General features: G+C 68.4%; 18 protein-coding genes and 4 pseudogenes. 14 read left to right on the top strand and 8 right to left on the bottom strand.

Features of this window, described 5'->3' with window-relative positions; all coding sequences use genetic code 11:
• Nucleotides 1-60 precede the first annotated feature (60 nt).
• Nucleotides 61-204 (bottom strand): hypothetical protein, encoded by a 144-nt coding sequence (locus ACWCP0_RS39485; RefSeq protein WP_451083555.1) that lies wholly within the window; start codon nucleotides 202-204, stop codon nucleotides 61-63.
• A 112-nt stretch (nucleotides 205-316) separates the two neighbouring features.
• Here ACWCP0_RS39485 and ACWCP0_RS39480 point away from each other — a divergent pair, with 112 nt between their 5' ends.
• Together ACWCP0_RS39480 and nhaA are read left to right on the top strand one after the other, a co-directional pair.
• The gene (locus ACWCP0_RS39480; protein WP_451083562.1) at nucleotides 317-787 is read left to right on the top strand and encodes a MarR family winged helix-turn-helix transcriptional regulator; all 471 of its coding nucleotides are present in this window, start codon (nucleotides 317-319) and stop codon (nucleotides 785-787) included.
• 284 nt (nucleotides 788-1,071) lie between these two features.
• Nucleotides 1,072-2,958: a Na+/H+ antiporter NhaA gene (nhaA, locus tag ACWCP0_RS39475; RefSeq protein WP_451083554.1), complete on the top strand. Its 1,887-nt coding sequence runs from the start codon at nucleotides 1,072-1,074 to the stop codon at nucleotides 2,956-2,958.
• 221 nt (nucleotides 2,959-3,179) lie between these two features.
• Here the strand turns inward: nhaA and ACWCP0_RS39470 are convergent, their stop codons facing one another.
• Nucleotides 3,180-3,836, bottom strand: a complete 657-nt coding sequence (locus ACWCP0_RS39470; protein WP_451083553.1) for an FMN-dependent NADH-azoreductase — start codon at nucleotides 3,834-3,836, stop codon at nucleotides 3,180-3,182.
• A gap of 806 nt (nucleotides 3,837-4,642) precedes the next feature.
• On the opposite strand from ACWCP0_RS39470, the pseudogene ACWCP0_RS39465 reads away from it, so the two are divergent.
• Nucleotides 4,643-4,855 (top strand): annotated as a pseudogene (locus ACWCP0_RS39465) (response regulator transcription factor); the annotation flags it as partial.
• Between the two features lie 268 nt (nucleotides 4,856-5,123).
• On the opposite strand, the pseudogene ACWCP0_RS39460 reads toward ACWCP0_RS39465, so the two are convergent.
• A pseudogene (locus ACWCP0_RS39460) lies at nucleotides 5,124-5,955 on the bottom strand (LLM class flavin-dependent oxidoreductase); the annotation flags it as partial.
• A 354-nt stretch (nucleotides 5,956-6,309) separates the two neighbouring features.
• Here ACWCP0_RS39460 and ACWCP0_RS39455 point away from each other — a divergent pair.
• Complete coding sequence (locus ACWCP0_RS39455; RefSeq protein WP_451083552.1) at nucleotides 6,310-6,675, top strand: winged helix-turn-helix transcriptional regulator; 366 nt, start codon at nucleotides 6,310-6,312, stop codon at nucleotides 6,673-6,675.
• Nucleotides 6,676-7,453: 778 nt separating this feature from the next.
• Here the strand turns inward: ACWCP0_RS39455 and ACWCP0_RS39450 are convergent.
• Nucleotides 7,454-7,654, bottom strand: coding sequence for an SCO4225 family membrane protein (locus tag ACWCP0_RS39450; RefSeq protein ID WP_451083551.1), 201 nt, complete (start codon nucleotides 7,652-7,654; stop codon nucleotides 7,454-7,456).
• A 522-nt stretch (nucleotides 7,655-8,176) separates the two neighbouring features.
• On the opposite strand from ACWCP0_RS39450, the gene ACWCP0_RS39445 reads away from it, so the two are divergent.
• The gene (locus ACWCP0_RS39445; protein ID WP_451083550.1) at nucleotides 8,177-8,653 is read left to right on the top strand and encodes a DUF5709 domain-containing protein; all 477 of its coding nucleotides are present in this window, start codon (nucleotides 8,177-8,179) and stop codon (nucleotides 8,651-8,653) included.
• An 82-nt stretch (nucleotides 8,654-8,735) separates the two neighbouring features.
• Here the strand turns inward: ACWCP0_RS39445 and ACWCP0_RS39440 are convergent, their stop codons facing one another.
• Nucleotides 8,736-9,014 carry a hypothetical protein gene (locus tag ACWCP0_RS39440; RefSeq protein ID WP_451083549.1) on the bottom strand — a complete coding sequence of 93 codons (279 nt, stop codon included), beginning with the start codon at nucleotides 9,012-9,014 and terminating at the stop codon, nucleotides 8,736-8,738.
• Nucleotides 9,015-9,606: 592 nt separating this feature from the next.
• On the opposite strand from ACWCP0_RS39440, the gene ACWCP0_RS39435 reads away from it, so the two are divergent.
• Complete coding sequence (locus ACWCP0_RS39435) at nucleotides 9,607-9,843, top strand: response regulator transcription factor (protein WP_451083548.1); 237 nt, start codon at nucleotides 9,607-9,609, stop codon at nucleotides 9,841-9,843.
• Nucleotides 9,844-10,136: 293 nt separating this feature from the next.
• Nucleotides 10,137-10,988, top strand: a complete 852-nt coding sequence (locus ACWCP0_RS39430) for an MBL fold metallo-hydrolase (RefSeq protein WP_451083547.1) — start codon at nucleotides 10,137-10,139, stop codon at nucleotides 10,986-10,988.
• Between the two features lie 274 nt (nucleotides 10,989-11,262).
• Here ACWCP0_RS39430 and ACWCP0_RS39425 read toward each other — a convergent pair whose 3' ends face one another.
• Nucleotides 11,263-11,874, bottom strand: coding sequence for a TetR/AcrR family transcriptional regulator (locus ACWCP0_RS39425; RefSeq protein ID WP_451083546.1), 612 nt, complete (start codon nucleotides 11,872-11,874; stop codon nucleotides 11,263-11,265).
• Between the two features lie 163 nt (nucleotides 11,875-12,037).
• Here ACWCP0_RS39425 and ACWCP0_RS39420 point away from each other — a divergent pair, with 163 nt between their 5' ends.
• From ACWCP0_RS39420 to ACWCP0_RS39400, 5 genes and pseudogenes are all read left to right on the top strand, one after another.
• Nucleotides 12,038-12,616 (top strand): ester cyclase, encoded by a 579-nt coding sequence (locus tag ACWCP0_RS39420; RefSeq protein ID WP_451083545.1) that lies wholly within the window; start codon nucleotides 12,038-12,040, stop codon nucleotides 12,614-12,616.
• Nucleotides 12,617-13,396: 780 nt separating this feature from the next.
• Nucleotides 13,397-13,573, top strand: a complete 177-nt coding sequence (locus ACWCP0_RS39415) for a hypothetical protein (protein ID WP_451083544.1) — start codon at nucleotides 13,397-13,399, stop codon at nucleotides 13,571-13,573.
• A gap of 640 nt (nucleotides 13,574-14,213) precedes the next feature.
• Nucleotides 14,214-14,942 carry a molybdopterin-dependent oxidoreductase gene (locus tag ACWCP0_RS39410; protein ID WP_451083543.1) on the top strand — a complete coding sequence of 243 codons (729 nt, stop codon included), beginning with the start codon at nucleotides 14,214-14,216 and terminating at the stop codon, nucleotides 14,940-14,942.
• Complete coding sequence (locus tag ACWCP0_RS39405; protein WP_451083542.1) at nucleotides 14,884-15,573, top strand: cytochrome b/b6 domain-containing protein; 690 nt, start codon at nucleotides 14,884-14,886, stop codon at nucleotides 15,571-15,573. The genes ACWCP0_RS39410 and ACWCP0_RS39405 overlap by 59 nt, the downstream gene beginning before the upstream one ends.
• Nucleotides 15,574-15,628: 55 nt before the next feature.
• A pseudogene (locus tag ACWCP0_RS39400) lies at nucleotides 15,629-15,733 on the top strand (peptide-methionine (S)-S-oxide reductase MsrA); the annotation flags it as partial.
• Nucleotides 15,734-16,294: 561 nt separating this feature from the next.
• On the opposite strand, the gene ACWCP0_RS39395 reads toward ACWCP0_RS39400, so the two are convergent.
• The gene (locus ACWCP0_RS39395; protein WP_451083541.1) at nucleotides 16,295-16,990 is read right to left on the bottom strand and encodes a hypothetical protein; all 696 of its coding nucleotides are present in this window, start codon (nucleotides 16,988-16,990) and stop codon (nucleotides 16,295-16,297) included.
• A gap of 159 nt (nucleotides 16,991-17,149) precedes the next feature.
• Nucleotides 17,150-18,597: pseudogene (locus ACWCP0_RS39390) on the bottom strand (NF041680 family putative transposase).
• A 709-nt stretch (nucleotides 18,598-19,306) separates the two neighbouring features.
• Here ACWCP0_RS39390 and ltrA point away from each other — a divergent pair.
• Nucleotides 19,307-20,671 (top strand): group II intron reverse transcriptase/maturase, encoded by a 1,365-nt coding sequence (gene ltrA, locus ACWCP0_RS39385; RefSeq protein WP_451083540.1) that lies wholly within the window; start codon nucleotides 19,307-19,309, stop codon nucleotides 20,669-20,671.
• A 375-nt stretch (nucleotides 20,672-21,046) separates the two neighbouring features.
• The coding region (locus tag ACWCP0_RS39380) for an IS5 family transposase (RefSeq protein ID WP_451083539.1) at nucleotides 21,047-21,716 on the top strand (670 nt) is incomplete at its 3' end.

Genomic DNA, 21,716 nt, shown 5'->3' with positions numbered 1-21,716 from the left:
AGGGCGCTGCGCCTGTGATCGGAGTCGATCTCGACTCCGCGCAGCGGGTCGCGACGGCGGTCACCGGGCCGCGAGGTGCAGGGCCGGAGTGGCGGCCGCGACGATCGCCCCGACGAGAGCGGGCAGGGCTTCGGCGAAGGGGTCTTCGACGCGCAGATGTGAGGCGACGCCGCCGAGCATCAGGACGACGAGTCCGCCGGCCACAGCGACCCCCAGCCCTCGCAGAAAGCAACGGTTTGTCAATATCTATCATAGATTGTGATCAATGATTCTCTTGCTTGGATGATTAGCGGTCTGATAGTATGCATGCGTGGCAATGGAAGAAGACGCAACTGATGTGGTCGAGAACGACCCTCTGGACCGGCTCGGCTTCCTGTTGGCCCGGCACGGTGCCATCGCCAGCAGTCGCGTCGGCCACGCCTTCGACTCCTGCGGGCTGGCACCCAGGCAGGGCGCGACGCTGATGCTGCTGGGCAAGTCGGGACACATGGCTCAGCAGGCTCTCGCGGCGGCGCTCGAGGTGGATCCCAGCGTCATGGTCGGGATCCTCAACGAGCTGGAATCCGCCCGCTTTGTGGAGCGCCGCCGCGACCCGTCCGACCGTCGTCGCCACATCGTGGCCATCACCGACGAAGGCCGCGGTGTACTGGCCAAGACCCAGGAAGCGGTCGCCGACGTGGAACAGGGGCTGTTCGCCGACCTCTCTGCGGAGGAGATCGCGGTGCTTCGGCAGCTGCTGGCCCGGGTCCACACGTCTCGGGGCGACTCGGTCTGTTCCGAGAAGTGACCCACCGGCTGGTCGCCTCATCGACCTGCCGGAAAGGGGCACGGACGCGACCTCAAGCCGACGGCTCCGGGGTGTCCTGCAGGGAAAGGCGCGGGCGGACCGCGCCTCCCGCGGGGTGAGTTCGCTGTCGGCCTCGGCGGTACGGCAGAGGTAGGCGCGATAGGGCAACAGGGTCACCCGCCCCGGTGGTGATCGCACCCGTCGGGCCCAGGTGCGAGCCCCCGGATCTCGTGGCGTACGGCCGTGGGGAGGCCGAATCGGTCGGGATTCAGGACGATGGCGGGGTGAGCGAAGGCGCGACGACCCACGGCTTCTCCGGCCGGACCGCGAGGAGCGGCGACTCGGGGTCACCGCTTCAGGACTTCCTGCGCACGGAGACCGCCGGCGCCGCTGTGCTCATGGCCGCGGCGCTGGCCGCTCTCGCGTGGGTGAATCTGGCACCCGCGGCGTACGAGGCGCTGTGGCGCACGGAGCTGTCCGTGCAGGTCGGGCGGTACGGCGTCGGTCTCGGACTGCGGGAGTGGGTCAACAGCGGGCTCATGGCGCTGTTCTTCTTCGTGGTCGGACTCGAGGCGCGGCGTGAGTTCGACATGGGAGAGCTCCGCGAGCGCAAGCGTGTGACCCTGCCGCTGGTGGCGGGGCTCGGCGGCATGCTCGTACCCGCGAGCCTCTATCTCGCCGTCAACGCGGGGGAGCCGTCGGCGTACGGCTGGGGGGCCGCCATCTCCACGGACACCGCGTTCGCTCTCGGCATGCTCGCCATGTTCGGCAAGCGCATGCCACCGGGGCTGCGCGTGTTCATTCTGACCCTGTCCGTCGTCGACGACTTCGTGGCCCTGGCCGTCGTCGCCGGCGTGTACAGCGGTCGCCTTTCGACGCCCGCTCTGGCGTGCGCGGCCGCGGTGTTCGCCGTGGTGCTGATGGTGCGCGCGGCCGAAGTGCGGCGGGGAGCGGTGTACATGCTGCTCGCGGTGGTGCTCTGGGTCGCCCTGCTGGCATCGGGAGTCGACCCGGTCGTCACCGGACTCGCGATGGGGCTGATCACCCCTGCGTATCCGGCGCCACGCAGCGAACTCGAGCGGGCCAGCGACCTGTTCCGCTTCTTCCGTGAGCAGCCCACCCCGGATCTCGAACGGACCGTGCGGCGCGGAATGGCCTCGGCGATCTCCCCCAACGAACGTCTGCAACGGCAGTACCACCCGTGGACCAGCTTTGTCATCGCCCCGCTGTTCGCGTTCGCCAACGCCGGGATCGAGCTCAGCGGTGAACAGCTCTCACGCGCCTTCACCTCTCCTGTCACCCTCGGAGTTCTGATCGGCCTCGTGCTCGGCAAGCCCGTCGGCATCCTGGGCGCCTCGGCGTTGACGACGATGCTGAGCCGAGGACGGCTGCGGCCTCCCGCGGGCTGGGGCGCCGTCGCGGTCGGAGGCACCCTCGGGGGAGCCGCCTTCACGGTGTCCCTGCTGATCGCGGCACTCGCCTTCGACGGCCCACGGCTGGCCGAGGCGAAGATCGGCGTGCTCAGCGCGGTTGTCTGCTCGTTCGTCCTCAGCCGCCTGCTGGCCCGGCTGATCGCGCACCTTCCGCGACCGCTGCGTCTGAGCGTGCTGCTCGGTCGCGCCGAGGCCATCGTCGATCTCGCGGTACCCGTCGATCCGATGCGCGACCATCTACGCGGCCCACTCGAGGCCCCGGTCACCGTCGTCGAGTACGGCGACTTCGAATGTCCCTACTGCGGGCAGGCCGAGCCGGTGATCCGGGCGCTGCTCGGCGACGCCGGGGACATCCGCTATGTGTGGCGTCATCTGCCGCTCACCGATGTCCACCCCCATGCGCAGTTCGCCGCGGAGGCGGCCGAGGCGGCCGCCGCACAGAACCGTTTCTGGGAGATGTACGACCTGCTGCTCGACCACCAGGGAGCCCTGCGAACCCCCGACCTCCTCCGGTACGCGGATGAAGTGGGTTTGGACACCGGACGATTCCGGCGCGATCTGCTCGACCACAGGAGCGCAGCTCGGGTCGCTGAGGACGTCGAGTCGGCGGACCTCAGCGGGGTGTCCGGGACGCCGACCTTCTTCGTCAACGGACGCAGGCACCACGGCGCCTACGACATCGCCGGGCTCAAGGCCGCCGTGCGGGAAGCACGGGCACGGGCAGCCATGACCGACTGATGCGTGCACGCACAGCCGTGGGGGCGGTATCCGCTCCCTGCGCTCCCCAATGGCGCTGGGGGATACCGCCCCGGCGGACACGGCGACTGCCGTATCCGGTGGCCGCGACCACGCCGTTGTGTGCGGCCCCCTGCACTTCGTGCCCCTGACACGGTGCAGGTGTCTGCAAGCTCTCCCGCCCGGCCGCCTCATCACCTCGGGCTGCGCGGCCCGCGGGATGGTCAGAGCGTGAATTCCTGCGCCAGCACCCGCGCCCGCTTCTCGGCGCCGGCGTGAGCGTTGGCCCGGTTCATGTCGGCGATGTCGCGCAGGGCGGCCATGCCGGGGGAGTGGTGCGCCATGGTCAGTTCGATCTGGATGGTGTGCACGTCCAGCCCGAGTGACTCGGTGAGCACCTTCTCCAGGTACGGCGTGGCGAAGTCCCATCCCTCACGGGGAGTGCCGGGCCCGTAGCCGCCGCCCGCACTGACGATCACGGTGGCCGGACGGCCCTTGACGGTTTCGGGCTCGTCCCCGAACACGGTGGTGCGTCCGGCGATCACGATCTGGTCCAGCCACGCCTTGAAGGTCGAGGGGACGCTCCAGTTGTACATCGGCACGCTGAACAGGTACGTGTCCGCGGCGCGCAGCTGGGCCACGAGGCGGTCCTGCAGCGCCGCGGCGGCCGACTCCTCCGTGGAACGGTCGGCGGAGGTCTTCGCGCGGGCGGCGATTCCGGCGGACGTGAGGTGCGGCACCGGGTTGAGCGCGAGGTCGAGGTGGGTCACCGTGCCCGACTCGTGCTCCTGTTCCCACGCTTTGCGGAAAGTGGCAGCCACTTCCCGGGAGACGGATCCGGCAGGTGCCGCCGAGGAGTCGATGTGAAGCAGATGGGCCATGGTCGTGCGGTTTCCGTTCCGTCGGCTGTCTGAAGGTCGCTGTGTTCTCGCCCGAGCGACCGATCACTTGTCGTGAGTGCTGGTCACGGCCGGCTTCGCCGAAGCGCTGGGCCGCGTCGTCGAACCTCGGCGTACCCCGGCCTGAGCAGCGCTTGGGGGTGCCGGCCGAGGCGCCGACGAGATTGAATGTACACGATGGTTGTCTCCAGTCAATTATTTCTCGAACGTGATCATCTTTTCGTGTGGATGGTTTGCGGGTCGGTCTTGTTCGTCACTGAGGCGTCTCGCACCCACCACCCCCTCGGCAGCAGCCGTTGCCGGTTCCCGCCGTGAGGCGACCGGACGGCTGATGAGGAGTAAGTACCTAACCCCCGGATTGCCACCGAGGCCTCGGGGGCGTGACGATCGCCATCTCGCGGCACACCCGCGAGCCACCAGGCAGGGCGCTCTGCGGCCCCCTCTCTGAAGCGACGGGACCGAAGGCCGGAGAGCGAGTCCGGTGTCCGGACCCGTCGCGCGCCATACCGGGTGACGATCCCCGCGCCTGTCCAGCGCTTCCATCTGTTACGGGGAGAACAAGTGACCGCCGCGGACCGTGAGACCGATGCGCGAAACGCGACGACGACAGCGGATGCCGGGGAGGAACCTGGTGGCACGGGCGGTTGCCCTGAAGCCGTTTCTGCAGGGCCAGGCAGTGCGCGGTGAGTCGGACCGCGTCGTGCCGGTGGAGGTTGTCGACGCGCTCGCCGAGGCGGGCGTGTTCCGGCTCCTGACGCCGAGGCGGCCTCTCGCGCCGCGACGAGCAGGCCCAGGCTCGAGACCTCCTGGCCCGGCTCGGAGACCGGGAACGCGAAGTGGCCGTCGCCATCGCCCACGGCATGACGAACGCGGAAATCGCCACGTCCTGCTACATGAGCCTGCCGACGGTGAAAGCACACGTCTCCCACATCCTCACCAAGCTCGACCTGAACAACCGTGTCCAGATCGCCCTGCTCGATTACCGGGCAGGCATCCTCTGACCGGTGCTCGCCGTCGCCTCCCCTCGCGATCGTGCGCGGCTGACGGGTCAGGACGAGCTGCGGCGCACCACGAGTTGTCGACCGCGACGAAGGAGATCAGCGCGGACAGGACCAGGAAGCCGACGGCCCACCAGTACACGGCCCACCAGTACACGGCTCACTGGTACGCCGAGGGCAGCCCGGTTCCGGTTCATTCGCCGAGAAGCATCCGCTCGAACGGCGTCGGGTTTTCGTACGGGTCGTCGACGGTCGGCACGTCCCGCCGGTCCACCTCGCGCGCGAGTTCCCCGGCCGCTCGTCGGATCCGGCTCGCGATCACCTCTTGCGGGCTCCCGACCAGAACCGCGGTCTGCGCCATCGTGTCCTCCAGCGACGGACCGTGTCCGTACGCCTGCGAGTTGTCGTAGTAGGGCCGGAACTCGCGGATCGCCTCCTGCGAGTTCTTCCGCACGAACAGGTGTGCCGCCAGGCCGACGATTGCCTGGTCGGCAGGGCCGTGTCCGTAGTGCTCGCCGGTAGAGCCCGACCAGCCGCTGGATGTGTTCCTTCGGCCAGAAGAGGTTGTTGTGGAAAAAGCCGTCGCCGTAGTACGCGGCCTGTTCGGCGATCTCCGGGTTGCGGATCGAGGCGTGCCAGACGAACGGCGGGGTGCCGTCCAGTGGGCGCGGGGTCGAGGTGAACGACTGCAGCGGGGTACGGAACGTGCCCTCCCAGTCGACGACGTCCTCGCGCCACAGCCGACGCAGCAGAGTGTAGTTCTCCACCGCCAGCGCTATGCCGTTGCGTATGTCCTGGCCGAACCAGGGGTAGACGGGTCCGGTGTTGCCCCGGCCCATCATCAGGTCGACCCGGCCGTCCGCGAGGTGCTGCAGCATCGCGTAGTCCTCGGCGATCTTCACCGGGTCGTTCGTGTTGATGGTCGACGTGGACAGCGGAATCCGGTCCGTCTGCGCCGCGACATACCCGAGCAGCGTGGTTGGCGAGGACGGGATGAACGGCGCGTTGTGGTGCTCGCCGATCGCGAAAACGGGGATGTCCGCCACCGCTTGGCTGGCCGAGCCGACCACCTTGTCCATCCGGCTGTCCTTCACATCGTGCAGGGCAGCGTGGTGTCGTGCCGCGCTGCCACCCTTGGTTCCGTTGGGGGCACGGGCGCCCCGGTGGCACCTCGTGGGTGCCACCGGGGCGCCGTGCCCTGCCCCTGCAGGGGTGTCGCAGGGGGTGCGCACCGGGTTGCGCAGCTGTCCCAGTGCTTCGATCTCCACGGTGACCACGTCCGAAGGAGCCCGCGTCATCCCGCCCGTCACGCCGTGGCCGGCGTTGCTTACGGCGCCTCGATCGGGGACGTGCGGGTGGTCATGGGTCAACGGTGTGGCCGGTGACGCCGCTGGCCCAACGCAGCATTAGTCACTAACATTGAGTAAGTGAAGTCCGGAACGAAAGATTCGTCATCCGTGGTACGCGAGCGCCACGTCGTCCACGACAGCGCCTGCCCCGACCTCCAGGGCGCACTCGAACTCGTCGGACGCCGCTGGACGGGCGGGATCCTGGCAGCCGCCGGGCACGGGGCCCGGCGCTTCGGTGAATACCGGGCCATGGTCAGCGGCATCTCCGACCGCCTTCTCTCGCAGCGCCTCAAGGAGCTCGAGGCCGAAGGCCTGATCGAACGTACGGTGGTTCCGACCACGCCCGTGCAGATCCGCTACAGCCTGGCTCCTGACGGCCAGGCGCTCGTGGAAGCCCTGCAGCCCCTGGCGCAGTGGAGTGCTCGGCGCTCGGCCTCGGTGGGCGCGGCACCCGCTCGGCGGCTCGGTGCCTGATCCTCGGTGTCTGATCCTGGGCGCATGATCCGCCTGCGTGAGCGGCGCCTGCGCGCCTGCTGCCGCAAGGGCTGGAGATCGCCGGCCTCGCGGCGGTGCCGCTTGCCAGGAGTTTCGCGGGATGCCCGTGAGGGGACCGCGGCGAGTTCCGTGCACGATGACGTTGCCGCGTTCATGGGCTTGTCCGCCGGTGTCGCGGCACCCCGCGCAGGCCGCGCCGCCGTTCGCGGCCTGCAGCGCGATGCGCCGAGGCGCCGCTGCCGAGGATGGGGGCGTGCAACTGCCCCGAGACGGTGCCCCCGAGAAGGTGCCCCCGAGGCGGTGAAGCAGCTTCGGGTGCACAGTCGTTGGGCGGGACCCTGGCGCGTAGGCGTGAGGGCCCGCCCGTTCAGGCGTCCGGGAATCCGCCCTCGAAGGGCGCGAGTCGCTGCGAGGGCGCGGTGGGCCGCGGCGCCGACTGGCGTGACCGGCCGGTCCTGTGGTGCGCGCGGGAACTCCAGCAAGCCGGCAGCGGTCTGGGGGCAGTGTGCAGTGTGCAGTGTGCAGTGTGGGCAGGACACTGCCGAGCCGTCTTCGTGCCCGTCGCGCCGAGGCTGTCGCAGGACTACTGTGCGGCCGTCCGCGGCACGATCATTCGGGACGTGTCGACCAGCGCGAGGCCGACGAGGCCCAGCGCGGGAAGCACCGTCAGCTGCCACAGGCCCGGCGCCGTTCCAGCCGAGCTCCGCCACCAGCTGGGCGAACAGGAGTCCGGAGAACGCCGCTGCCACGTAGTAGGTCAGCATGAACAGCCCGGCGCCCCGCCCGACGTGCTCGGGTTGCACGGCACGCTGCGCGGAGCCGGTACGTAGGACAGCGGGACGGAGCTGGGCAACGTCACCGGGATGAGCCATACACCGGCAAAGCCGGCCGCATGGCGGGCCTCGACCCAGACGGTGGTGCCGACAATGACCGCGGCGTAGCCACCGGCCAGGACCAAAGCGGTGTTTCCCGGCGTACGAAGCTGCTGCCTGCCCTGTCCCGCATGGGACGCCTTTCCCCCTGACAGGGGCTGCTTCCGCCCCAATACGGCCAGGTATGCGCCGCTTCACGGATGGGGGCGCCTGTGCGCATACTCAACCCCGATTGCGTACTCCTCGGGAAGCGCAGACGCCTCGGGGCAGGAAGAGACTCTCTCTGTGGAAGATCGCGTCAGTGACGGGTGAGGAGGCCTCTTTCAGGCCTTCCATCAGGTGGCCGTGACCTGTGGAAATGGCGCGGGCATATGCGAAGGGATGTTCACCGTCGTTCTGACGGACTGCAGCGACCTCGATGAGTGACCATGGAAGGTGAGGCTGCCGTAGGAGCGCGGCGGCAGGTTCTTCGTCTGCTGGTGGTACCGCGTCACACCAGCGTGAGTCTGCTGCAATGGTGAAGATGGTTGCGGTCGGCACGACGTTGCTCCGTGGGCCGATCTCTCTGGGTGAGGCCCAGGCGGTCAGACTGGGGTAAGGAGGACACGATGTCGGACCAGGCAAGAGGCGACGACGTCTACCAGCCGGTGCATTCCGATGCGAAGAACCCGCCTGTCGACGATCTCGACCTGGAGAACGTGCTGGACGAGAAGGACCTGGACGACATCCTCGACGAGGGCTATTCGCCGCCCGAGCGGCCGCTGGCCGTCGAGAGATTCGGCACCACGGGCGAGGAACAGATGCAGGGCGCACCGTTGGAGCAGCGACTCGCTCAGGAGGTGCCGGACGTGGAGCCGCCCGAGGGGGACGGCATCGGTGATCTGCCCTGCGACGGCGAACCCGTGGACAAGGAGGCCGGGGAGGCCCGCACCGGCAGGCTCCTTCCGGAGGTCGACGCCATGGGCCGCGAAATTGACTTGGTCGCTCACGACGTCGGCATCGACGGTGGGGCGGCATCCGCGGAGGAGGCGGCCATGCACACCATCCCGGACGAGGAGGAGAGCGAGGTGGAGGACCTCCAGTAACCGCCTCCGCGAACACGGCGCCCCGTCCCAGGCGGGAAGGTCGCCGGGAAGCCGAACCCGGGTGGGACGCGCCTGCGCAGGTTCAGCCGTGCGCGCGCAGTGCCCCTGCCGGCCACTGGTGGTCCGATGTCATCGACGGTCGCGGCTGCTCGCCGCGGACGAGCGCCGACAGCTCCCCGTAGCGTTCCGCCTGCGCGTCCATGGCCACCTCGATACGTTCCGGCACTGCGGAGCGTGGGGGCGCGCCAACACCGGTGCCGAGAAGTTCGTCGTGGACCTGTGCGCCCTCGGCCGGCTCGGCAGCGACGCCGTGCTCACGAGCGTGGCCGACGAGCACGGCGACCTTCTTGGCGAAGAACATGAAAGCGCCGGCCTGTCGACCGGACCCGGGGTCGCCTGAGCGCGTCCCGTGGCGTTGCGTTCCGCCCTACGGCGCATACGGCGGCGGAAGTCCCGGTCGGCCACCAGTTCCGGGAGCTCGATCCACGCGTCCACCTGCTCCGGCGCGGGGGCGTCGGGCAGCTCCGGTGCGGTGTCGCGCAACCGCCCACGCAGGTGCGGATCGGCGTCGAGGAGACCTCGTCCGCGAAGTCCTCGATGATTGCCCTCCGCTCCTGGTCGGAGGGCCTGGCCAGTTTGTTCATCAGTTCCGTCTCCTCGGCATCGGACTGCCGTCCGGCCACCGTACTCACCACGGCCCTGCTCAGCCGCAGGGCCCGGATCCGGGCATCCGGTGCGCGCGGGACTTCCGTGGCGCCACGGGCGCGACGTGCCACAGGCGCGCGGGCCTGTGGACGTGCGTCGTGACGCGCCTGTGACAGTCGGCGGACACCGCCATGAAGTCACGGAGGCAGCCTTTTCAAAAGAGGGCAAAACGCACTATTCGGGCATTTGCTCCCTGCTTCCGAGGACGTGAGCAGCGATGACCGGGCCGATCCGTCGGAGGAAATCCCATGAGCCTCGCACTCGCCACGCCGCACGCCGAAGCCCCCGCACCCGCACCGGCCCTGGCTCCGCGCGAGCAGGAGACGCTGCGCCATATCGCCGCCGGGCGCACCTACGTGCAGACGGCCCGCCACATGGGGCTTTCCAAGCACACGGTCGACGCCTATCTCCGCCGCATCCGGGCCAAGCTCGACATCAACACCACGGCGGAACTCACGCGCCTGGCCATCTCCCTCGGCCTGTGACCACCTTCCCGCCCGCGCGGAGCACCGTCGGACAGACCGCGGATCGCGGCCGAGCCAGTCAGCTCCTCGGTCCAGCAGGGCACCTCGTGAGACCGAGCCTCCGAGTTGGCGTGTGAGTATGCGCGTGATGAGCGTGTGAGTGGTGAGCGTGTGAGCCGGCCCGGCTGAGCGTCGGGGGCGGCCCGCGTACGCCCAGCCTGTCGGGTCCGCGCGCACACCCTCGACGGGCAGGCCCCCTCCCGACGTGTGAGAGTGACAGGAGGGGCCTGCCATCCACGAGGAAAGTGCCGAGAGTGCCCGAATCCGTCTCCCTGTCCTACGACGTCCTCGTCTCGGACGGGGTCCTCAGGAACACAGATCTGCGGATGCCGAACGGCGACGGGATCGTCTCGTCACCGGTCTCGTCCACCCTGATCCACGGGGACCGGGACGCCGTCCTGGTGGATCCGCCGCTGACTCTCGGACAGATCGCGCAGGTCGCGGAGGGCGTGGCACGCTCCGGCAAGCGGCTCGCGTTCGTGTACGTCACCCACGGCCACGCCGACCACTGGTTCGGCACAGCGACGCTGCTGGAGCGGTTCGGCGACGCCGACACCGTCGTGTACGCCACCGAGGGCACCATCCGGCAGATGCGCGAGCAGCTGAAGGGCAAGGAGGAGGGGTTCGCGAAGACCTTCCCCCAGATCCCGGAGAACACTCCGGTACTCGCCGTCCCCGTGCCGGCCGACGGGTTCCACCTGGAGGGTCACGTCCTGCGCGCGGTGGAGACCGGCCACACCGACATGGACGACTCCACTGCCCTGCACGTGCCGTCGATCGGTCTGGTCGTCGCCGGAGACGTCGTCTACAACGGTGTGCACCAGATGATGCTCGAAGGCGGCGACGGCGGCCTTGAGGCGTGGCTCGACGGAATCGACCGGATCGCCGCGCTCAACCCGCGCCATGTGGTCGCCGGCCACAAGAACAAGGACCTGCCCGACGACCCGAAGGTCCTGGACGAGACCCGCCGGTACCTGCAGGACGCGATCCGGCTCCTCGCCCGGAGGCCGACCCCGCTGGAGTTCTTCGACGAGATGATGAAGCTCCACGGCGACCGGCTCAACCCCGGCCCGCTGTGGTACAGCGGCCTGGGCCTGCTCACCTGAGAACGCGGTCGTCTCGCGCATCACCTCCGTGAGAGCGCGGCGGCCGCCGGCTCCGCCACTGGCGTGTGGGCCGGCGGGCCCCGATGGCGCCCGCGACGCTTCATCGCGCCGGCACGTCCTCCAGGGATCGCATGGCCGCACCGGCCCGTCGACACCAGCGCGGGTGCCGTGCCGCCCGGGGGAACTCGTGTCGGGAGCATGTCCGGTGTTGTTCTTCCGAGGGTCCGTGCCCGGCGCTGGGCGCCCAAGTCCGTATCCGGCAGGAGCCGTTGACTCAGCAAAGACCGGCGACGGCCGTACGGTAGAGGACCGTCTCGGCCCGATCCCACGACCAGCCGTTCTCCACGACCAGAGTGCGCCAGCCCGTCGGACCGAACCAGAACCACAGCAGGTCCGCCGTTTCCGTCACCGGATAGGGCGGCGGCGGTTTCAAGCCGTGCAGATGGCGGGCGGTGGCATGGAGCGCGTCACGATAGGCCGCGGTGGCGCGCTCCCACAGCGCCTCACCGTTCTCGTGAACCGGTAGCGCCTTGCGAATCGCCTCGTGCACCGTGAACTGGCTCTCGTTGCCGATGCGCGTGCCATGCGCCAGCGCCTCGAGGACCGACTCCGGTGTCCGCAAGGCGAGCACACCCTGCATGGCCTGTTCGTAGCCGGACGCCACCACGCCCTGCTCGACGATGCGGTCCAGGATGTCGCCCTTGCTCCCGACGCTCGCGAAGACGGTCTTCGACGCGACGCCGGCCGCGGAGGCGATGTCCGCGACGGTCACTCGCCCGTAACCGCGGTCCGCGAACAGCTCGGCCGCCCGCAGGAGGATCAGTGAGCGCGTCTGCGCAGCGGCCTGCTCCCGCAACGGGGAGACGTACGAGCGCTTCGAGGACATGGCGCCATCCTATCCAAGGTGGTCACATAGTTGCTGCATTCATTAGGTGCCGTATAACGTCAATCTCACCCGCCGGGTGGCGCTCGGCGCGCCGCCTGCCCGGCGGACCGACCAGCACCCGCACACAGCACCGGATCGCACACCGGCGAAAGGGATGGACGTCATGGGAATGGACACCACGGAGCTGGCCCACGGGCTCTTCCGGATCCTCGAGGCGGGAGATCCGGCGCTGGCCGCTGATGTCGTGGCCGCGGACTTCCACAACCGCGAAGCCGTCGTCTCGCCCCCGGCCTGCGCGATACCCGGACCTGCGGGAGTCCTGGCCTCCGGCGCGTGGATGCGGTCCGCCTTCAGCGACCTGCGCTTCCCCGTAGTCGGCATCGCCCGCCACGAGGGGCAGGTCTGGGTGCGGCTGCGCATGCAGGGGCGCCACACCGGCCCCTTCGTCCGCTTCCGCGACGGCGCCCTCGACCAGGCCGTACCTCCCACGGGACGCGAGATCGACTTCGAACAGGTCCACGTCCTCGACCTCCGCGACGGCAAGGTGATCAGGCACGAGGCGGTGCGCGACGACATCACCATGCTCGGTCAGCTCGGCATCTTCCCCCCGGCCCCGGCCACCGCCGTGCGCATGCTCTCCTGGCGGCTGACCGGACGAGCCACTCGCGCGGCCGCCCACGTCACGAAGCAAGCGGCCGATGCGGCCGCTCTCCTTCACGACGGGCCGCTCGAGAATCGCTGAGTGCTGGGTCGCCGGCGTGATGCGCGGTGGAGCGTAGTGCGAGGTTCGGGGCGGCAGTGAGCGTTCAGATCGCCGGGCTGCTTGCGCAGCTCGGCGATCTGTTGTGCGTCGAGGGCGGGTGACGGATGGCACGGCAGCCTGTTCGGGGTTCCCGCGTGGCCCTGCCGAGCCATTCCTGTGGGTCGGACAGTCCTCCGTGGGCGTTGCGCAGTGTCATCCTTCGGTGTGCAGGTCCGACAGCACGCGCAGTGTGTCGAGATGATCCACACCAGGGTCATGGTGCGTTCGAAGGCGGGATCCGCGGGTCTCGGTAGGGGATCTGTCGATGTCGGGCCCTGGGCTGTTGCGGCCCGGAGGTCTCGGGGCGGCCGACCGTGGTCTGCGGAGGCCGGGATCCCCGGGTCATGCCGCGCGTGGCATCGGTCGTGAGGGAGGTGCGGGGGCGGGATCTCTCAGGCCTTTCGCCGGCCTCGGGCGTCACCACCCCCGCCCTCACCTATCACTAGCTTGACAGGTGACGGTCACCATCTTGACAGGTGACGCTTCGCCCTGCGAGCATCATCACCCGTTGAGTCGGTGACGTCCTCGTCGGGTGTGTCGCACCGCGCCCGTCGAGCGCCAGGGCCGTGATGCATTCCGGGCGGAACGTTCCGCCGGGTGTGCCGTCACAGTGCACCGGCACCGGTGAAGTCAACGGGGAGAGGCACGTCACCGGTCTTCATGCCAGGTGTGGCGGCCTGTCGTGCAGTTGGCGGACAACCAAGCCGAGGAGGCGACGAGATGTCACATGCAGGGACAGCCCCGGATGCGGCGGCGGTGTTGCGTCGGGTTCGGTTCGGCAAGCTGCCGGAGCGGATCCGCCTGGAGGACACCGTTGAAGAGCAGCCGGCCACGACGCCTGATCCGGCAAAGGACGCGTACAACCCTGACGAGTGGCTCGTCCGTACGTGCCTGTGAGCGACCGGGCCGCCGGTCGTACCGGCCGGCGGGCCGATCCAGGCTCCCGCGGCGTCGGCCGTCGGCACTCACTCGCCCTGTCACCGGATCCATCGACATCTCGATGGGGACGTCCCGGCCTGTTGACGCCTGGCCGGGCGCGAACCGAGTGGATGAAGCGCGGCCGCAGACCACATCGTTCTCTCGCGGCACGTCGTCCCACGGTGCCGCCGATGAATTTTGGTCGGCGCGTTCCGAGACTTCTGGAAAGGTAGCCCGTGAAAATTTCGAAAGCACTGACGGCGCTGTCGTCTGTAACGGCAGCGGTAGTGATCGCATTCGGCTGTTTCGTTCAGGTCTTCTGAAGGATTTCCGAAGCGGCGCCATTTGTCCCTTGAAGCGTCCGGTCGGCATCATGACCGGCCGCGTGGGCTGAACTCTGCGGGGGAGCCGGATGCTCTTCCCCGCGCAAAGGAAGGTCCCAGCTTCAGCATCGTTCCCGGCGTGGCGCGTCTCACCGAGGGCTCCGCTTCCGAAGAGGGCGGACCGGGGACGACATCGCGTGCCGCCCCCGGGCACTGTCCCTCGTTCCCCCGCACGACAACTCCGCAGCAGGCCCCCGCGCAACGGCTGCCTTGGAGCGAAGCGAAACAGGTTGACCATGGCTGATCGACAGAATGAACCGGACAACGGCGCGCCCGTCGGACGTCGGGTGATGCTCACGACCCTCGGCGTCGGCGCAGCCGGCCTCGTTGCCGCGCCCTATCTGCGCAGCGGATGGGAGAAGTCCCTCGCGGCTCTCTCGCAGAAGGATCCCACTGGACTCAGCGGACTCCTGCCCAACCCGGGCGGCTTCCGCTACTACAGTGTCGCGGCCTCCGTGCCCCGCAAGGACGCGACGAATTACCGTCTGAAGATCGACGGCCTCGTCGACCGCCCCATGACGTTCACGCTCGACGATCTGCGGGCGCTGCCGCAGACCCGGGTCGTGCACGATGTCGTGTGTACCGACGGCTGGCGCGTTCCGAAGACCCCCTTCGAAGGCGTGAAGCTCTCCGTCCTCCTCGACGCAGCCGGCGTGCGGCCCGAAGGCAAGGCGCTGCGCTTCGACTGCTTCGACGGCGTGTACACCGAAAGCCTCACGCTGTGGCAGGCGCGCCGTTCGGACGTGCTGGTGGCCCTGAAGATGCAGGACAAGCCGATCACGCACGCCCATGGCGGTCCTGCGCGGCTTTTCGTGGCCCCCATGTACTTCTACAAGTCGGCCAAGTGGCTCTCGGGGATCTCCGTCACCGACAAGGTTGTGCCCGGGTATTGGGAGGAGTACGGCTATGAGGTCGACGGATGGCTCGACGAGGCCGACAGGCGTGGTGACGCACCCACCGTCTGAGCGCGCTGGGCGCATACGCCGTTTCAGCCGCGCCGAGCGCCTTGTCCACCTCGCCACCGGCTGGCTCATGCTGGTGTGTGTGGCAGCGGCGGCCTGTCTGTATGTGGGACCGCTGGCCCAGTTGGTCGGCCGACGCCACCTGGTCGCCGGCATCCATGAATTTTCGGGGATTCTGCTTCCGGTGCCGTTTCTGCTCGGCCTTGCCTCGTCCGCGTTCCGTGCAGACCTCCGCAGACTGAACCGCTTTGCCGGGTACGACAAGAAATGGCTGCGAGCGGTCCGCGAGGGGCTGACCTCACCGGCCTCTCGTCCCGCCGGCAAGTTCAACGCCGGGCAGAAGATCTATGCCGGCTGGATCGCCGGGGCCGTGCTGATCATGATGTTCACGGGCTTGCTGATGTGGTTCAGCGGATTCCTGCCCGTGATTTCCCGCACCAGCGCAATCTTCATCCACGACTTCCTGGCCCTGGCCATCTGCGTTGTCCTGGTCGGGCACATGAGAATGGCGTACCGGGATCCGGAGGCACGGCGGGGCATGCGCACCGGGTTCGTCAGGCGTGAATGGGCGAGGAGAAATCACCCCAAGTGGGTGGAGGAAAGCCACTCCGACGAGCGGAACCCCACTGTGTGACCACCTCGATGTCGAATGCAGAGCCGCGTAATCCCTGGAAACCTGTGTGCGTGCCGTCTGCTCGGGCCTGACGGGCCACATCGAGGCGGTCCGCGTGGTCCACGACCTGACGCAGGGCGTCCGCCCGGGCAACGACGTGGAAGCGGTGAGCCGCGCCTCGGAGGTCCGTCTCGTGATCCAGCCGAGTTCCTTCACCCAGACCCCCCACACCACGGAGAACAGTCCACCCCTCACCGCTCCTCGACATCGTGACTGCTCACATCGGATGATCTGTCCCTGGCGGACACGGTAGGCCGCGGCAGGGGTCGCCAACCATGCCGGGTTCAGGCGGCCTTGGGGCCCGTTGAGTGTCGAAGGCGCACCCCAGGCGCGCTTCATACCAGGGGCGGACGGGTCACATGGCAGCACAGGCTCGATGGGACGGGCGTCAAGCTGGGTGACCCCTTCGAGACGAACTGGGGAGCGTCCTGGCCGACCGGCATCGCCCCTGCGCCGACTCCCACGGATGACTGACCACACACCGGTGTCCGTGTTCGGCGATCGCCATAGCGGCGAGTTCAACTTCAGGGAGCATCTGGAGCTGATCCGAACACGGACGGCCCGGCATGTACAGGCCCCTATGGCGACTACATGACGCACCTGAACGGTTACGATGCCGGCGCAGGAGACGGCGTGCTGCTCGGCCACTCGCTCCGCTTCGCGGAGTGATCCACGAATGGGGCTACGCGTGGGCGCCGGCGTCGATGACTCCGGTAGCCGATGAAGTGACGAACACAGCCAGGTAGCGGAACTCCCCGCCTCCTCCGTCTTGCACGGAGTACTGCTCCCAATCGAGGGAGTACGTGCCTCGAAGATTGCATGTGTTCGGCTCGTAAGTCCCCTCGGCCCAGAGCAGCGTCCCGGCGAGCCCCCCTCCGTGGTGAATCCTGAAGTCGTGATCCCGAGTACGTCGGCGGCCGGGGCCTGGCGGAGTCCACAGGGAGGCCTCGTTGGTGAGCATGAGGGCAAGACCGTTCTGGTCGGATCGGCGGCAGAAGCGCTCCAGCCTGGCTATGTCCCGAACGAAGTGCAGACGTGCAAGATCTGTGGCGCCATGCGCCTTCAAGGCATAGTCCTCGGCTGGAGTGCCGATCTTGCCCGTCCAGCTCCGAGTGAAGTACTTGAACTCGATCGCGGTGCGTGCCCCGCGCCCGAGGCACAGTAGATCCAGGTACTCGGTGCTGTCCGACGACCGTTGCGGCACCTCAAGCCTGGAGTGCACCTCCGGCGCCAGCTCCCACAGCACCCGAGCGAAGCTGTGCTGAAGGTCGGCCTCGGAGTGGAAGACCGGCCTGAGCTGGCACAGCTTCGCCATAACCTCGTTGAGCGAGGTTCGTCCCGCAATGAAGGCAGTGCCGTCCATCGTCGTCTTGGTCACGGCGCCATTGAAGTGGTTCCCCGGCTGAACTCTCAAGCCATGGAGCTGCCTTCGGAGCCTAGTAGGTCCGCATGAACACCGCCGCGAGGACGCGCCACGGTTAGTCCATGGCTCTGAGCGTGGAGCCGGCCGGCACCCGGAGAGATCTGAGCTTGATCTTTATCCTCGCTGCTGTTTCAGGCGGACGTGTTCGGTGAGGGTTTCGGCTCGTTTCACGGTCTTCCCGGGCTCGTGGCGTGGGGCTGGCCTGCGGTTCTTCGAGCCGAGTGGGCGTCCGGGCCCGGGCCGGGACGGTTTGGGCACGCCTGCGGGTCGGGTGGTCTTCGCGCGGAGGTGGCGGAACCCCCGGCGGACCCGGGCGGGGGTGAGACGACGGGGCTCGGCCGGCCGTTCCCAGGGGCGACGGAGGTCCTCGGCGAGGGGGCGGGCGAGGCGGAGCTGGCTGTGGGCGGCGATGATCAGCCAGGTCCACAGGTCGGCGGTCGCGGGGTCGCGGACCTTCGGGGCGGTCCAGCCGAGGGTCTGCTTGAACAGCCGGAAGGTGTGTTCAAGATCGAATCTGCGGAGGAAGGCCTGCCAGCGCACGTCGACGTCCTCGGTGGTCATGCCGGTGCGTGAGGACCACAGCCAGACCGGCTTCGGGTCCCGGTCTCCGGGCAGGTGGTCGACCTTGAGGCGGATCAACGTGCCGTGGATCAGGGGGAGTTCGCCGCAGTGGTCGAGCCAGGGACCACGGGCCTGGAGGCGGGGGTGCATCCGGTCCCAGGCCAGAGCTTCCGCCGTGCCGTATCGGGTGGTGTCGGTACTCGTGGCGGCGTCGGGGGTGTGCCACGTCTCGGGCTTGGCGAAGGTGAGGACGCCGCCGTGCTTGCGGGGCTGCCCGCCACGCGGGGTGGAGCGGCGCGGGCCGGCATCGCGCAGCATGACCCGGTCCGAGCGCAGACGGCCGACCAGCTCGACGGGCAGATCCGACAGAACGTAGGCGAGGCGGGTGACGTCATAGCCGGTGTCCATCACGACGAGGATGTCCGCGTCGCCCGGCCGCCAATGTCCCGCTTGCACGAGCCGGGTGACCACCTCGCGGACCTGTCCAGCGGTCACCGCGGTGGCATCGTCGGTCGGCCCCAGCCGGACCGCGTCCAGCACGGCCGTCCAGGATGTGCGCCCCGTCTCCAACGCGGCGACGAAGGAGTACGGCCAGCCAGGGATGAGTTGATCCGCGCTGCGGCCTCGCCCGTAGACGTGGCAGAACAGCAACTCCGGGCTGGTCGGAGCGTCGGGACGCAGCCAGTTGCTCACATCCACCGCGAGCACGATCCGCCCGTCGGCCGCACGCGGCAACGGCGTGGAGGCAAGCACCGACGCAGGCGGCGCGGCTCCAGCCAGCCGTGGTTGACCGCGTCGTACATCGCCCCGTGCCCGCGCCGGTGCTCGGCCACCAAGGTCAGCTCGACCAGCGACTTCACCGGGCCGTCCGCACACAACACCGCATCGGTCAGCTCGAAGAGCGCATCCGCGCGGGTGTAGAGACAGTCGTAGAACTCAACTCGAAAGCGGGACAAGACGCCCAACGCCTCGACGGCGGGGACTTCGACAGGGAGACTCATCCTCAACGGCCGTTCCTTCACGCTCCGTTACTCGACATCTCGAAGCGTGGAGGACGGCCGTGTCCCGTATCCCTGGAAAAGGAAGATCTCAGCAGGTCGGGTGACGTACGAGGTTAAACATCAAGCGTACGTCCAGCAGTCCGGACGTCATCGCAGCTCAGAAGGGATGTGAGTGATGTAACCGGACGTCAAGCTCAGGGTAGCCAGCCGGTGGAAGTCCGGTCCGGGGAGACGCCAGGGTCCCCGGTAGCTGACTCCCGGCGTCGCTCGAAATGGTGGCGTCGAAGTGGAGTGACAAGCGCCCTTCGGGGGCGTGCAACCGGCCAGTCCGCAACATGAAGTGAAGCCTGCAGCGTCGTCATTTAACCCCCGCCCGTGGGTGGGCCAAGGAGGAGCCGAGCCTGTGCTTGAAAGGTGAAGGCCATGGAAGGCGATCTTGGACCTGGAGCGGTCGCTGAAGAACCTCCCGGCGTAAGGGGCGTGGAATGGTCGGACGGTTGTCCTGGGAACTGGAGAGGGCCTCCTCGGCCCCGGGGTTTGCGGCCCGGGAAGCGTGGCCTGCCTATAACCGGAAGAACCGGGAAGTGGCGGGTTGCCGAGAGGCAGTCGGAGGGGGTCGTAGTAGTGCCGATCGGCGGGACAACACAACCCGCTGGGAGCGAAGGGCCCCTGCTTCATCGATGCGATTCGCGAACAGGGAGGGATCCGGATGAGTGCCGCTTCGGCTAGATCCATCCGCCGGAAGGAAGGCGCCGCAGGACCGGGTGGCCGTCCTTTGGACAAGGTCCGAGCCTTGCAGCGGACGCTCTACCGCTGTGCCAAGCAAGAACCCGAACGCCGGTTTCATGCCCTGTATAGCCATGTCCACCGCATGGACGTTCTTCGGCGGGCGTGGGCCGGTGTGTGTGCGAACCGGGGAGCCCCCGGCGTGGACGGTGTGAGTGTCGACGCGGTGGCGGCCTCGGGGGTGGATGCGTTCCTCCAGGACCTGGCGCAGAGACTGCGGACGTATACGTATCGTCCGTCAGTGCTGCGGCGGGTCCAGATTCCCAAACCGGGGCGGCCGGGGGAGTGGCGGCCGCTGTCGATTCCCACCGTGGCGGACCGGGTGGTGATGACGGCCGCGAAACTGGTCCTGGAACCGGTTTTCGAGGCCCAGTTCACCGAGGCGAGCTACGGATTTAGGCCCAAGCGGTCCGCGATCGACGCGTGCGAAGCTGTGCGCGTCGCGGCGAACCAGCGGCGGGAGTGGGTCTTCGAGGCCGACATCCGGGACTGCTTCGGAACGATCGACCACGACGCGCTCATGGCCCAGGTGGCCAGACGGGTAGTGGACCGACCGATGCTGAAGCTGATCCGGACCTGGCTGCGGATGGGAGTCCTGGAGGGCGGGGTGACCTCCCCAACTGGGGCGGGAACCCCGCAGGGCTCACCGATCTCTCCGCTGCTGGCCAACATCGCCCTGCACGTCCTCGACGAGGCGTGGCAGGACGAGGGCCGCCGGCTGGGGGTGCTGGTGAGGTACTGCGACGACTTCGTGGTCCTGTCGCCGACCAGAGGGCGGGCCGAACACGCCCAGCAGTTGGCGGCCAGGGCGCTGGAACGGCTCGGGATGCGACTGCACCCCGAGAAGTCCGGCATCACCTGCCTCACCCGAGGTGGGCAGGGCTTCGACTTCCTCGGCTTCCACCACCGGAAAGTGGAATCGTGGAAGTGGCGGGGCAGGTTCTACCTGCGTCGATGGCCCTCGGCCAGAGCGATGCGAGTGCTGCGGGACAAGATCCGAGCGGCGACCGTCATCTCGAAGACCGAGCGGCCAGTAGCCGCCGTGGTCGCCGACCTCAACCCGGTCCTGCGGGGCTGGGCAGCGTACTTCCGCAACGGGAACTCCGGACGGAAGTTCAATGTGATCGATGGCTACGTCCACGAACGGCTGGCGATCTTCACCAGCCGGAAACACGGGCAGGCGGGCCGGAATTGGGCCACCCGTTACACCTACGGGTGGATCACTCGGCTCGGGGTCTACCGCCTTACCGGAAACGTACGCTGGGCGACGGCGCATGCCTGTCGGTGAACGATGTCGGAAAGCCGTGTGCGGGAGAACCGCATGCACGGTTTGAAGCGGCGGGGACTGGAAACGGAGCGGAAGCCACCGCGCCAGTCCCCGACCCTACTGAGTAGCCGTTGTCGTACCGAGAGGTTCGCTTGGTGGTCGAACGAGGGTTCCCGGTCGGGTGGTCTTCCGGTGGCACGCGCATGAAGGCAGGGCCTCCTGCGCAGCTCGTGGGTGTCGAATCCATCCGAGCAACAGGAGGCCCTGTTGTTTTCGCAGTCTTCCGTGCCGATGCCCCCGGGGTCCAACTGGGTTGCCCGGTCGTGTGATTGCCTCGCTCATCAGTATGGGAACGCGGCCGATCGTGCCGAGCGTGTGCCCGTCTATCCCTCCGACATGACGGATGAGGAATGGGCGGCGGTATGCGATCAGCTGCCCGTGCCCGCTTGGATGAACGGGAAGGGCGGACAGCCGGAGGGCTACTGCCACCGCCAGATGATCGACGCGGTCCGCTACCTGGTCGACAATGGCATCAAGTGGCGGGCGATGCCGGTCGATTTTCCCGCCTGGGACCGGGTCTATGCCTTCTGGCGGCGCTGGTGCGACAAGGGGCTGATCGCCGAGTTGCACGACCGGCTGCGCGGGAAGGTCCGCGAGAGCGAGGGCCGTGCCCCGGAGCCGACCGCCGTGGTCATCGACTCGCAGTCGGTGAAAGCAGCCGCGTCGGTGCCGGCCGCCTCACGCGGCTTCGACGGTGGCAAGAAGATCAACGGGCGCAAGCGGCACGTCATCGTGGACTGTCTAGGCCTGCTGCTGATGGTGCTGGTTACGGCGGCCGACGTGACCGACCGGGATGCCGCCTGCGGCATGCTGGAACGGCTCCGCGTCCGCTACCGGAAGATCCGCCTGGTGTGGGCCGACGGCGGCTACCCCGGCCGCTTGGTCGATTGGGCGAAGGAGACACTCCGGCTCACCCTTCAGATCGTCAAACGCACCGACGACATGAGCGGGTTCGTGGTGCTTCCACGCAGGTGGGTGGTGGAGAGGACGCTGAGCTGGCTGATGC

Source organism: Streptomyces sp. NPDC001970 (assembly GCF_053594115.1).
This window is presented reverse-complemented; position numbering and strand designations above follow the sequence as displayed.

What these genes read in the sequence shown, in the direction of transcription:
- ACWCP0_RS39480 (WP_451083562.1), top strand. Translation starts at nt 317, where the DNA reads ATGGAAGAAGACGCAACTGATGTGGTCGAGAACGACCCTCTGGACCGG.
- ACWCP0_RS39470 (WP_451083553.1), bottom strand. Translation starts at nt 3,836, where the DNA reads ATGGCCCATCTGCTTCACATCGACTCCTCGGCGGCACCTGCCGGATCC.
- ACWCP0_RS39445 (WP_451083550.1), top strand. Translation starts at nt 8,177, where the DNA reads ATGTCGGACCAGGCAAGAGGCGACGACGTCTACCAGCCGGTGCATTCC.
- ACWCP0_RS39440 (WP_451083549.1), bottom strand. Translation starts at nt 9,014, where the DNA reads ATGTTCTTCGCCAAGAAGGTCGCCGTGCTCGTCGGCCACGCTCGTGAG.
- ACWCP0_RS39435 (WP_451083548.1), top strand. Translation starts at nt 9,607, where the DNA reads ATGAGCCTCGCACTCGCCACGCCGCACGCCGAAGCCCCCGCACCCGCA.
- ACWCP0_RS39425 (WP_451083546.1), bottom strand. Translation starts at nt 11,874, where the DNA reads ATGTCCTCGAAGCGCTCGTACGTCTCCCCGTTGCGGGAGCAGGCCGCT.
- ACWCP0_RS39420 (WP_451083545.1), top strand. Translation starts at nt 12,038, where the DNA reads ATGGGAATGGACACCACGGAGCTGGCCCACGGGCTCTTCCGGATCCTC.
- ACWCP0_RS39415 (WP_451083544.1), top strand. Translation starts at nt 13,397, where the DNA reads ATGTCACATGCAGGGACAGCCCCGGATGCGGCGGCGGTGTTGCGTCGG.
- ACWCP0_RS39410 (WP_451083543.1), top strand. Translation starts at nt 14,214, where the DNA reads ATGGCTGATCGACAGAATGAACCGGACAACGGCGCGCCCGTCGGACGT.
- ACWCP0_RS39405 (WP_451083542.1), top strand. Translation starts at nt 14,884, where the DNA reads ATGAGGTCGACGGATGGCTCGACGAGGCCGACAGGCGTGGTGACGCAC.
- ltrA (WP_451083540.1), top strand. Translation starts at nt 19,307, where the DNA reads ATGAGTGCCGCTTCGGCTAGATCCATCCGCCGGAAGGAAGGCGCCGCA.